Consider the following 12,318-nt stretch of genomic DNA (forward strand, 5'->3'; position numbering starts at 1 on the left):
GACGTTTAAAAACAATTTTTATTATAACTGTTGGTCTGGCTGTCTTCGTTTGTCGTATTTCAAGTCTTTTAACAGACTAGATTTAATCCCAATAAAGAAATTCCATTGTGCATATCGCCCAAAAGGAACATAGCTAAAATTCATTCTCCAACTTAACAGGTCGCGTTCAAAACGAAATTGGGTTTGTGTAAATCCTGCATTTACAAAATCATAACCAGAAGAGACGCCAACAGACCATCTAGGAGACAGTTCCACATCACCAGAAAACATCAAAGAAGTATTGGTAATTTGGTTTTGCCTTGCTGCATTGCTGTAGTTTGCCGCAAACATCAGGTTCAGGTTCCAAGGTATGGAATAGTTATAATACTCAGAAAGTTTGTCTTCTTTAGGATCTTCATCTTCGGTGTCTGAAAGCCGTTGATCTGCAAAATCCTGAGTTTTACCAAAGAGGTCATCATCTCGTCCACCACTCCTTAAAGATTCTTGCCTGCCATTATCGCTATCAGGTTCTTTTTTAAAAGATTCACTGGAAATAGCATAACTCATGTTAAGATTAGCCGAGGTTAGTCTAAACAAACTTCCGCCATTTTTAATGTTGAGTTGATCAATTCTTCGATTGTTGTTGTTAAGCGCATAGGGATCTAAGGTCGCCCCAAAATTAATGCTCATTTTGCTGTCAAAAATCTGTGTCCCACCAGACATACGAACCGGACTAAGGCGCAGTGAGTCTCCTGCAAAATTATAGGAGGTAGAAAAATTAAGATTATTTAAAAGAATCACTTTTTTAGGTTCTGTAGCAGTACTGTCTTTATCTCTTACTTTGGCTTCAAAATTATTGCCTAAGGAAAGTCCCATTGAGCTCGAATAGTTCTTGTTTGGCGTTCCAAAAAGCGCTCCTTCAAATCTTGTATAGTCTTCTCTTCTCAAATCTCCCGTTGTAGTACCATTGGCATCAATAACTTCAAAGGTGTCGTAGTATTCATCAAAAGCAGGATTAATGTTGTAGCTTATCGATGGGCGCATGACGTGTCTAATTTTTTGAATTTTAGGATCTTTGCCTTTCTTTTCAAAATCGAACATACCGTAAACCGTTGTACCAATGCTTGTACTCAGATTATAGGTAAAAAAACGATCAAAGCCATCAAGTTCTTCAGTTACCACATCACCTTCCTCATCACCAAACTTTCTAACCGTATTAAGAGTCCAATTTTCCTCTAAATTGCTACTGGCACTCATGCTGAAATACTTAAATACTTTGAAATTGGTGGTGATAGGCACAGAATGTACCGCTCCAACTTTTGCACCATCAAACATGCCTGGTTTAAAAAACAAGGAGTCAGTGGTTTGAATTCTGTTTTCTGCCCTAACGTTGTATTGTAAGTTGATGTTTTCAATAATGCCTTTTTTGGTTCCCACTTTTGGGGCAAAAGGAAAAATTCGACCGACACTACCTTGAAATGTAGGTAAGGTCATATTCACCACTTGAGTATTTGTGTTTTGACTGTGGGTTGCAGTAACGCTCATGTTTACTTGCGGTTCGCCTTGAAACGTTTTTGAATAGGAGACCGATGAGTTTAAGGAGTTGTTTTGGGTCTGCGCCAAATTCACTTGATTGATGGATTGTTGGAAATAACGGCTACTTCCCAAGTTTACCGATGCCGAAAATCGTGAACTCGGGCTGGCTTTTGCATCTTGACTATGTGACCATCTAATGTTATAGATAGTAGATTTTGAGAAATCAGGAAATCCCCGTTCACTATTGATTAAGTTTTCATATCGAATGCTCAAATTTCCTCTAAACTTGTAACGAAGTGCATAACTGTTTTCAAATCGTAACCCGTAACTACCGTTGGTGTAATAATCCCCCAGAACAGCCAGATCAAAGTAATCGCTTATCGCAAAATAATAACCACCGTTCTGAAGATTATAGCCTCTATCTGCGCTTCCTAAACTTTGTCCAGGGGTTGGGATGATCACTCCAGAGGTCTGTTTTTTTGACATTGGAAAATAGGCAAAGGGCAACCCAATAGGTGTTGGCACATCATATATAAATAAATTGGTCAATCCCGTGACCACTTTTTTTCCAGGAACCACCTTGGCTTTTCTCATCAGAAAATAGTATTCTGGGTCGTCTAAGTTTTCTGAAGTGGTATAACGACCGTTTTTAATAAAGAATACAGAATCATTCTCTTTTTTAGTGATTTCGGAGATAATGGTACCTCCGCTTTGTTCTGTTTTAGAGTTATAGATGAGTGCCTTTTTAGTTTCGGTGTTAAATATAATAGAGTCGGGTTCTATTTTATTGGCACCTTGAGTAAAAATAGGGGCTTGGGTATAAACACCAGCAGAATCTTTTAATCTTCCGGCATAAACGAGGTTTTTGGTATGATCTATCACAATAATTCCAGAGGTGATATTCATATCCCCATAATCTACTTCTGCTTTATTATAAAGTGTCGTTTGATTAAGTCTTTGATTAAGCGTGACGTAATCTTGAGCCTTGTAATTGACCGTGCCAGTGAGAAATTCTTTTTTCTTCGGAAGCGAGTCGTTTTTGATACTGTCGGCCAACTTAATGTTTAGTGGCGGTGTAACGATACTGTCTTGCGCTATTGGCATAGGCTCAATAGGATCAAATGCAGATACCGCTTTGATAGGTTCTTGAGATCTTGGCAGGTCCTGTGCGAAGCAAAACATGTTGATAAACATGGTAAAACTTAGGGCCAAAAGTATGTGAAAGCTCTTTGTCTGCAACGCTTTTAAATGTATTTTTGCTAAAGTATGGCTCGGTTTTTGAAATGCCAAACTTACATATATTTTTTATGATTAAATTATAATTGAATCTATTTGTAACGATGATCTTTTTTTGAGAAAGTGATACCTGAAAGCGTTATAAAATAAACCGAGAACTAAAACCGTTAACTCCTTTATGAAAACGTCCCTCAACTTTATATTAGTATTAGTTGCTACAACATTTATTAGTTTTTTAACACCTGCCGAAGCTTTTCAGAAATCGAAAGACAAGTTTGTGGTCGTTCTTGATGCTGGTCACGGCGGCCATGACTCGGGAAACCTTGGAAGTGGTTACAGAGAAAAAGAAATTGCACTTAAAATTGTGCTAGCCGTAGGTAATGCCCTCAAAGAAAATAAAGGGATTCAAGTCATTTACACTAGAGATTCAGACAAATTCGTGACTTTAAGAGGTAGAGCAAAAATAGCGAATGACGCTGATGCCGATCTTTTTGTTTCTGTGCACTGTAATGCCCATAATTCTGCTGCCAATGGTACTGAAACTTTTGTACTGGGTTTGCATGCCAACCAACGTAACTTTGAAATAGCTAAAAAAGAAAACGAGGTAATTTTCTTAGAGTCTGATTATGAAAAGCATTATGAAGGCTTTGATCCAAAGTCTCCAGAATCGTTAATTGGTCTTACCTTAATTCAAGAGGAATATCTAGATCAAAGTATTAGACTGGCACGATCTATTGAAGATAGCTTTCAAAATAGACATAAAAGAAAAAGTAGAGGTGTAAAACAAGCCGGTTTTTGGGTGCTTCACAACACGTATATGCCAAGCGTTTTGGTAGAGACAGGTTTTTTAACCTATGATAAGGAAGGCGCTTTTCTGAATTCGCTTAGCGGACAAGCAAAAATGGCAGAATCTATTACAGATGCGATTTTAGCTTATAAAAAGCAGTTGGATATGAATATTGGTGAAGGGATTTATCAAGAAAACGCCAACCAAGTGGAAGCTGCGCTTGAAGAGCAACCGCAAGTATTTAATGACATCATGTTTAAGGTTCAGATAGCGGCAAGTTCTAAGGAGTTAGACCCTAAACCCTATAACTTTAATGGTTTAGATGCTATCTCTAGAGAAAAGATAGGATCGCTTTATAAATATTATTTTGGTCAAACTTCAGATTATACAGAGGTAAAGCGTCTAGAACTTCAAGCTAAATTGAAAGGCTATAAGAGTGCTTTTATAGTGGCTACCAAAGATGGTGAGCTTATTGATCTTTCTGAGGCCTTAAAATCTGCATCTAACTGATATACTTTAAAACGTATTGCTGATTGAGTTGTTCTATAGAAAAGAAGCATGCGTTCTTTTGCGGTCCGTTTATCGAATATCCAACCCAAATGCACTTTAGTTGAACTCAATTGCGATAATTTTGTCTAAAATCTAAAAAGTTTAAACTAGTTCAATAGATTTATTCCTAATTTTGTTTTAATCAAATATAAAAGATTTTGAAAATTTCAAGAGAAGTAAAAACGGCAATACTGGTGATATCAGGGATTGTTCTGTTTGTTTATTTATTCAATTATCTTAAAGGAGAAAATCTCTTGGACGATTCAAGAATCTACTATGCCGTTTATGATAATGTTGAAGGTCTTGCCCCATCGACACCAGTAACGATTAGTGGTTTTAACGTAGGCAAAGTTATGGACATCACCTTTAAAGGCGATGGCAGCGCGCAGCTTTTGGTCAAGATAATGATTGAAAATGACTATGAATTTTCTAAGAATAGCAAAGCAGAGCTTAAAGATCTAGGATTAATAGGAGGTAAGGGTATTGAAATTATTCCTGTTTTTGATGGTGCTCCTACGGCTGAGTCTGGAGATTATCTTACAGCTACAACTAAAGCTGGTTTGACAGAGTTGGTCAATAAGCGTCTAACACCACTTCAAGAAAAAATTGAAGTTGTAATGACTGATGCAGATTCATTATTAACAAATGTCAATGAGATTTTTGACGAAGACACAAAAACAAATCTTAGAACCAGCATAGCAGATTTAGCTGCAACTATTGCTGCTTTCAAAACAACTTCGGCCACCTTAAACAAGTTTATGGATGGCAATCAAGAAAAATTAGCGTCTACTATAAGTAATTTTGAAAATACTTCAGATAATTTTTCTAAATTTTCTGATAGTTTGGCAGACTTAAGATTAGCTCAAACTGTAAAAGAACTTCAAGGTACAGTGGCAAGTTTTGACCAATTAATTGCTAATATTGAAAATGGAGAAGGTACTATTGGTAAATTACTTAAAGACGAAGGATTGTATGACAATCTCGAAGGTGCCGCCAAACAAATGGAAGATTTACTTCAGGATTTAAAACTTAATCCGAAACGTTATGTTCATTTTTCAGTCTTCGGTAAAAAGCCAAAACGCTATGATGCTGATGGTAACGAAATTGAAGAAGAAGACTAATAAACCAACCTTATATGGCTTACTTACCACAGATTTTATTTGCTATTGCTCTTATCGCAGGCTTAGGCTATTTTGCTTTTAATGTCAAAAAATTAAGACGAAACATTAAACTCGGTAGAACTGTTGATGTAAGTGATGATAAGTCACAGCGTTGGAAGAATATGGCCCGTATTGCGCTAGGTCAAAGTAAAATGGTTACGCGACCTATTGCAGGGTTTCTTCACGTTATTGTCTATGTTGGCTTTGTGGTCATCAATATTGAAGTGCTAGAAATTATGATTGATGGGCTATTGGGCACTCACCGTATTTTCGCTCCACTAGGTTTTACCTATGATGTTTTAATTGGCTCTTTTGAAATTCTAGCCTTTTTGGTTTTGGTGGCTGTCATCGTATTCTGGATACGGAGAAATGTCATTAAAATTAAACGGTTTATCAGTAAAGATCTTAAAGGCTGGCCTAAATCAGATGGAAATATCATTCTGTATTTTGAAGTAGTGCTCATGTGTCTATTTCTAACCATGAATGGTGCCGATTTACAATTACAACTTAATGGTGCAGACCATTATGCCACCGCAGGCTCATTTCCTATAAGTCAGTATTTATTGCCATTATTTGATGGTCTTTCTAACGCTACATTAATTATTGTAGAGCGCACAGCCTGGTGGTTACATATCTTAGGAATTTTGGTGTTTTTGAATTACCTCTATTTTTCAAAACATTTACACATTTTATTGGCTTTTCCAAATACATACTACGGAAGAGTTAAGCCTCAAGGGCAGTTTGAGAATTTAGAAGCGGTTACCAACGAGGTAAAATTAATGATGGATCCTGATGCTGATCCATTTGCAGCACCCGATCCTGCTACTGAAGACGAAGCAGATGTGCCTGCCAAATTTGGAGCCAGTGACGTCCAAGACTTAAGTTGGGTTAACTTATTGAGTGCTTACACCTGTACAGAGTGTGGTAGATGTACGAGTGAATGTCCTGCCAACCAAACCGGTAAAAAATTATCGCCTAGAAAAATCATGATGGATACCCGTGATCGTCTTGAGGAAGTAGGAAAAAATATAGATGCCAACAAAGGCGCTTTTAAGGACGACGGCAAACAACTATTAAACGATTATATTACTACCGAAGAGCTTTGGGCGTGTACCAGTTGTAACGCTTGTGTAGAGGCTTGTCCTGTAAGTATTAGTCCTTTGGATATTATCATGCAAATGCGACAGTACTTGGTCATGGAGCAAAGTGCTGCACCAATGGAGCTTAATAATATGATGACCAATGTAGAGAACAATGGTGCGCCTTGGCCATATAATCAAATGGATCGTCTCAATTGGAAAAATGAAGCATAACCCATGCATTACTTAAAAGAAACATATCAATATGCGATTTTAATGATGCTTTTCATGTGTGCTTTTTTGTCTCAAGGGCAATCCTTTCGTCAAGATTCTTTACAAATTAAGGCATACACGCTGATAGAATATAAGAACAACGAATTTAAGAACATTCAATTGTTAAAAGTACTTTGTGATTACTGTTCCGAAGCACAGTCAAAAGCCATAGGAGACGAGGCCGTGAGACGTTCCTACAATGATCGTTACAGTCCAGACAATAGAATGAAGGACGGCCAGAAAAAACTAGCTGTTTTTATACGTATTGCAAAATCAGATTTTGCAGCCATTGAAGAAATACATACTATTGATAATTAAATCGAAGTCTAATTATAAAACGTTCCGTTGCTGCGGAAAGAGAATATGAAAAGAGAAGAAGCAGATAAATTATTGCACGACAAGGTTGAAGGTGGAGAGAAGGTAAGTCCGGTGCTACCAAAAGGCGTTAAGAATTACCTTATTGACATTGATGGGACCATTACAGAAGATGTTCCTAATGAAGAGCCAGAGCGCATGTCAACTTGCGAGCCTTATCCAGATGCGTTGGCTACCTGTAATAAATGGTACGATAAAGGACATATGATTTGTTTTTTTACCTCAAGAACCGAAGATCACCGTGAGGTAACTGAGGCTTGGCTTAAAAAACATGGTTTTAAATTTCATTCCCTTTTGATGGGCAAACCTAGAGGAGGAAATTACCATTGGATAGACAACCATTTGGTGAAAGCCACACGTTACCAAGGGAAATTTACAGATTTAGTCAATAAAAATGTGACCATCGAAGTATTTGATGATGGCCATCACGACTAAATCAATTCAATAGAATATTAAATCCTAAGTTTCTCAAAGCGTCTACTTGTAATAGCTAGGCTATTTAGAAACAACACTATTTAAATTAATACACTCCATATGAGCGAACAACTGAGAGTACCCACGATGGCAGAGTTTATGGCAGAAGGAAAACAACCTGAAGTTTTATTTTGGGTAGGCTGTGCTGGAAGTTTTGATGATAGAGCTAAAAAAATCACTAAAGCTTTCGTGAGATTACTCAATAAAGCGAAGGTAGATTTTGCTGTTCTAGGAACCGAAGAAAGTTGTACAGGTGATCCTGCAAAACGCGCTGGGAATGAATTTTTATTTCAAATGCAGGCCGTTACAAACATAGAAGTGCTTAACGCCTATGAAGTTAAGACCATTGTAACCGCTTGTCCGCATTGTTTTAATACCATTAAAAATGAGTATCCAGGGCTTGGGGGTAATTATAAGGTGATGCACCATACGCAATTTTTAAAATCTTTATTAGAAGATGGTCGCCTCACCATTGAAGGTGGAAAATTTAAAGGAAAACGTATTACATTTCACGATCCATGCTACTTAGGAAGAGCGAATAACGTTTATGAAGCGCCTCGCGATCTTATTAGAAAGCTAGATGCCGAATTGATCGAAATGAAGAGTTGTAAATCTCGTGGACTTTGTTGTGGTGCTGGAGGAGCTCAAATGTTTAAGGACGCCGAGCTTGGTGATAAAGAAGTGAATATTGCCAGAACAGAACAAGCTTTAGAAACACAACCCGAAATTATTGCTGCAGGTTGTCCGTTTTGTAATACCATGATGACTGATGGTGTTAAGAATAAAGAAAAAGAAAGCGAAATTGCGGTAATGGATATTGCCGAATTAATCGCTAATGCTCAAGATTTATGAAAATGAAAATATACTGTATCATTATAGTTGCCCTTTTGTTAAATGGTAAATTATTTGCGCAATTTGGAAATTCAAATTCCGAGTTGATGAATGAACTAAAAACTAAAAAACTCCATGTAATTATTGATGAGGAAAATTACAACAATAATTTATTAAAGGAAACTATCCAAGAAGAGTGGACTTTAACTGATTTTGAATTTATTAAAAGTTCAGAAATCAAATCTTTAAAGGAAGATAAGAATAATTTTTTTCTTACTTATACGAGTTTCAAATACGATGATACATTTTCAGGTAAAAGGATGACAAAAAAAATAACCGATGACGGTTTAAGTTTATTCTTCTTTCCTGAAGATAAAGCACAGGGAATAATTAATGTCAAATTTAGCCCAGCGAGTTATTATTTTTCAGAATTTGGAAAAAAGGTAAATGAAAAAATTAACCAATCTTTAGATCGATATTTAAATTTACAGGCCAAGCATATAGAGGCAATAAATATGATTGAAAATCATATCAACTTTTATGCTTCGCAGAATTTAAATAAGTCTTTACAACCTAAAGAGCAATTGGAATACTTATCAGATAAAAACGCTAAAAGCATACAAAGTAAAACATTAATTTTTACTGAGCTCACTATCCCAAAAAGAATTAATACTGAAAAAAAGCTAAAGAAAAAATATAGTCACGATTTTCGATTTTCAACAATTGAAGAGTTAGAGGATGCTATATTGAACAAGACTTCAGGTCTTGCCTACTTCAAAATAATAAACTTCAGAACATTAACCTTTATTTTAGTGATTGATGCTGAAACTAGCGAGATTTTATATGGTGAGGTCGGAAAGGGTTTTGACCAACTTCATGTTGCTCCTAGGGTATTCGAGGCCATAGATAAATATTAATTTTAAAAAGCCTTATTTGAATAAATCGAAACTTAATATAAAAAAAATAATTCTTGCTGCAACCATCGGAGGGGTTCTTTCAACACTTATAATTACTGTATTTTATTACATTATCAAGAATGAATTTTCATTACTTCGAACAGTATTATTTCTTATTTTTGGTTTTCTGCTCTATGGGTTCTTAGCATATCGAAGTAATAAAAAACAAAACAGATGATTTTATTTTTTATGCTCTAAATTAAAGCAAAAAATAACCTTAGCATAAGTCTCAGAGAGCTTAGTCACGAATAACCTAATATAAGATGATGAACTCAAGCACAAAAATCATTCTTAAAGCAGGATTGATCAACGGATTAATATGGTCAGCCATTTTGATGATGCTTACTTATTTCAAAAACGGAATCATCTATACCAATTACCTTCCCTTTTGGTTTTTATTTTTTGCGAGTACCGGAGCAGCAAGGAAATACTATTTTTTATCTAAAGAAAAATAACGCATGTTTACCAACCTACAAATAGACTTAGAAGCGATTCCTAACTTAGAGGATGTGGTGTTAAAACCGATCTCAAAACGGTATTTAAACGTCATTCTCGTTAATAAAATATTGCTTTTTGGTGCACTTTATACCGCCTTATTTCTTGGGAAATGGTTTGCAGATGATGTTCTTTTTTTAGATTATTTCTGGTATCTGTTTTTAGTCCTATCGATTTTTGTTATTGGCAATATCGTGGTGTCTGTATTGGCATTTTATAAAAGAAAGTACGCCATCCGGGAGAAGGATGTGATTTATTCTAAAGGCCTTCTTGTTCATAAGTTAACTACGGTTCCTATTTCAAGAATTCAGCATATTGAGGAATCGCGGTCATGGTTAGCGCGTCAATTTCAATTGGCATCTATTAAAATCTTCACTGCGGGAGAATCTGGTAGTGATTTAAGTATTCATGGTCTTCCTGAAGATGAGGCCGCTTATATCAACGATTTCTTAAGTTCTAAGGTGAATGGTGACAGCTGATTTTTCTCAGCCAAGGCGACAATCTTCCAAAGGGATTCTTGTTATTTTTGGTTTCAAGACATTCAAATTTTTCAAGAGCTTTTTTGTGCTTTTTGTCGCATTCGGGATTTCTATTTTTCAGAAAAAGTCTTTTGCTAATTTCGGTATTTTTAATATTGTACTCATTGTTATCGGCTTACTGCTCGTTATTCTTATCATTTCAGTTTTAAACTATCTCAATTTTAAGTTTTACGTCAAAAACGAGGATTTCCATCTATCTACAGGAATTTTAAATAAAGACAATACCATTATTCCGAAGTCGAAAATTCAGAATGTTTACATAAAGCAGAATTTTCTCCAGCAAATCATTAACGTTGTTTCGGTAAATATTGAAACGGCTGGCGATGATAAATCAGAAATAGAGATCAGTGCATTAGACAAAATACAGGCCAAACAACTTAAAGAACTGTTGTTCTCTAAAAATAAAGTTTCCGAAGGCACACAAACAGAAACCGAAGATATTGAGGATGATGTGTTTTTTAGGGCCTCTTTGAAACGCTTGTTTTTAGAAGGAATCTCACAAAATCACTTGAAGAGTTTCTTGATTATCGTGTCGTTTATTTTTGGATTGTATTACGAGGCAAAAGATTACATCAAACAGTTGCATATTGAGGAGCAGTTTGAAAATTCAACCATTTTTAATGATGAAGCTCTTTTTGGATTACTAGTCACCAACGTTGTTATTGCCCTATTATTCTTGTTTGTTTCGGTGTTGTTTTCTGTTGTAAAAACGGTAGTCGTCAATTTTAATTTGGAGGTGGTAGAGCACCAAAAGACGGTGGAGATCAATAAAGGTCTATTCAATAAGATGTCTTTAAGTTTAACGCCAAGCCGTATTCAAAATTTAGAGGTCAAGACCAATCGCATTAAGCGTTATTTCGGGTTGTACCGCTTGTCTGTAAAACAGGCTATGGTGAACAAGAAGCAGCAGAAAAATTTTGCCATAGTGGCTCTAGAGAAATCTCAATTAGATTATCTTATTAATAGATTGCTAGGCGCATACGATGCTACTACAGAACGCCAAAAACCAGAATTTTATTACAAGCGCATACTTTGGTTGAAGTTGAGTGTGTTGGCTGTTTTATTAAATATTCCAGCGTATTTTTTCTTAGGAACTTATTTCTGGGCGATAAATATACCTTTAGTATTGCTCATGTTTACTTTTGTACACTATAAGTATAAAAAGGCCTATTATCTTATTTCCGAAGAACACATTACAATCGGGAGTGGTTTTATTGATAGTGTTACCAATATTTTAGAGATCCATAAAATACAATCGGTTCGTTTTCAGCAGACTTTCTTTCAGAAACAGCAAGACATTGCATCTATCATTGTCTCTACAGCATCAAAGGATGTTACGATTCCTTATATCAAATCGGCTCATGCTAAAACGATCTGTAATTTACTATTATATAGAGTAGAATCACAGGATAGAGATTGGATGTAATATTGTATTTTTGCCTTAGAAAAAGAAAGAGCTATGCTAGTTGATTTTAATACCCTACCAGAAGAGTCCCGAGTGTGGATATACCAAGCCAATCGTTCATTTACTGATGCCGAAATTGGTGAAATACAGGATAAGTTAGATGCATTTGTTACACAATGGACGGCGCACGGTAAAGACCTACAGGCAGGACATACCATCGTTTATAAGCGATTTATTGTGATTGCCCTAAACCAGCAATTGAACCATGCCACCGGCTGCAGTATTGATGCCTCTGTGCGTTTTATACAACAATTGGAATTGGATTACGGAGTGGATTTAATGGATAAGATGAATGTGTCATACAAACAAGGCGAATTTGTAGCCTACAAGACACTTTTGGATTTCAAGAAAATGGCAAAAGATAAGGCCGTTTCAAAAAACACTATCGTGTTCAATAATTTAGTAACAAATATTGCAGAATTTAAAGAGAATTGGGAAGTGCCTGCAAGCGAAAGCTGGCATTCTAGATTTTTAAAATAAGATCTTATCTTAACTAATATCCGTTGTAACGGCTTTATAAACTTCTCTTAAAGTATTTTATCTTCCTGCCAAATATACTAATTTGGCACAATGTTAGTTGTCTT

At 35.9% G+C, this 12,318-nt stretch carries 12 protein-coding genes; 11 read left to right on the forward strand and 1 reads right to left on the reverse strand.

What is annotated here, in order from left to right:
* Positions 1-21: 21 nt before the first annotated feature.
* Positions 22-2,805 (reverse strand): putative LPS assembly protein LptD, encoded by a 2,784-nt coding sequence (locus tag P176_RS0116215; RefSeq protein ID WP_026755689.1) that lies wholly within the window; start codon positions 2,803-2,805, stop codon positions 22-24.
* Between the two features lie 124 nt (positions 2,806-2,929).
* Here P176_RS0116215 and P176_RS0116220 point away from each other — a divergent pair, with 124 nt between their 5' ends.
* The 11 genes from P176_RS0116220 (at position 2,930) to P176_RS0116270 (ending at position 12,214) form a co-directional block, all read left to right on the forward strand.
* Positions 2,930-4,048 carry an N-acetylmuramoyl-L-alanine amidase gene (locus P176_RS0116220; RefSeq protein ID WP_026755690.1) on the forward strand — a complete coding sequence of 373 codons (1,119 nt, stop codon included), beginning with the start codon at positions 2,930-2,932 and terminating at the stop codon, positions 4,046-4,048.
* Between the two features lie 197 nt (positions 4,049-4,245).
* A complete protein-coding gene (locus tag P176_RS0116225; protein ID WP_026755691.1) occupies positions 4,246-5,208 on the forward strand; it encodes an MlaD family protein in 963 nt (320 codons plus the stop codon).
* 14 nt (positions 5,209-5,222) lie between these two features.
* On the forward strand, positions 5,223-6,560 hold the full coding sequence (locus tag P176_RS0116230; RefSeq protein ID WP_026755692.1) for a (Fe-S)-binding protein: 1,338 nt from the start codon (positions 5,223-5,225) through the stop codon (positions 6,558-6,560).
* 3 nt (positions 6,561-6,563) lie between these two features.
* Positions 6,564-6,917, forward strand: coding sequence for a hypothetical protein (locus tag P176_RS0116235; protein ID WP_231481279.1), 354 nt, complete (start codon positions 6,564-6,566; stop codon positions 6,915-6,917).
* Between the two features lie 45 nt (positions 6,918-6,962).
* A complete protein-coding gene (locus P176_RS0116240) occupies positions 6,963-7,409 on the forward strand; it encodes a phosphoheptose isomerase (RefSeq protein WP_026755694.1) in 447 nt (148 codons plus the stop codon).
* A gap of 99 nt (positions 7,410-7,508) precedes the next feature.
* Positions 7,509-8,300, forward strand: a complete 792-nt coding sequence (locus tag P176_RS0116245) for a (Fe-S)-binding protein (RefSeq protein ID WP_026755695.1) — start codon at positions 7,509-7,511, stop codon at positions 8,298-8,300.
* Positions 8,297-9,196 (forward strand): hypothetical protein, encoded by a 900-nt coding sequence (locus P176_RS0116250; protein WP_026755696.1) that lies wholly within the window; start codon positions 8,297-8,299, stop codon positions 9,194-9,196. The genes P176_RS0116245 and P176_RS0116250 overlap by 4 nt, the downstream gene beginning before the upstream one ends.
* A 302-nt stretch (positions 9,197-9,498) precedes the next feature.
* Positions 9,499-9,690: a hypothetical protein gene (locus tag P176_RS0116255; protein WP_156033137.1), complete on the forward strand. Its 192-nt coding sequence runs from the start codon at positions 9,499-9,501 to the stop codon at positions 9,688-9,690.
* 3 nt (positions 9,691-9,693) lie between these two features.
* A complete protein-coding gene (locus P176_RS0116260; protein ID WP_026755698.1) occupies positions 9,694-10,209 on the forward strand; it encodes a PH domain-containing protein in 516 nt (171 codons plus the stop codon).
* Complete coding sequence (locus tag P176_RS0116265) at positions 10,196-11,695, forward strand: PH domain-containing protein (RefSeq protein WP_026755699.1); 1,500 nt, start codon at positions 10,196-10,198, stop codon at positions 11,693-11,695. Before P176_RS0116260 ends, P176_RS0116265 begins: the two co-directional genes overlap by 14 nt.
* A 33-nt stretch (positions 11,696-11,728) precedes the next feature.
* Positions 11,729-12,214 carry a hypothetical protein gene (locus tag P176_RS0116270; RefSeq protein WP_026755700.1) on the forward strand — a complete coding sequence of 162 codons (486 nt, stop codon included), beginning with the start codon at positions 11,729-11,731 and terminating at the stop codon, positions 12,212-12,214.
* Positions 12,215-12,318 lie beyond the last annotated feature (104 nt).

The sequence above is a fragment of the Sediminibacter sp. Hel_I_10 genome, assembly GCF_000688335.1.
Taxonomy (GTDB): domain Bacteria; phylum Bacteroidota; class Bacteroidia; order Flavobacteriales; family Flavobacteriaceae; genus Psychroserpens.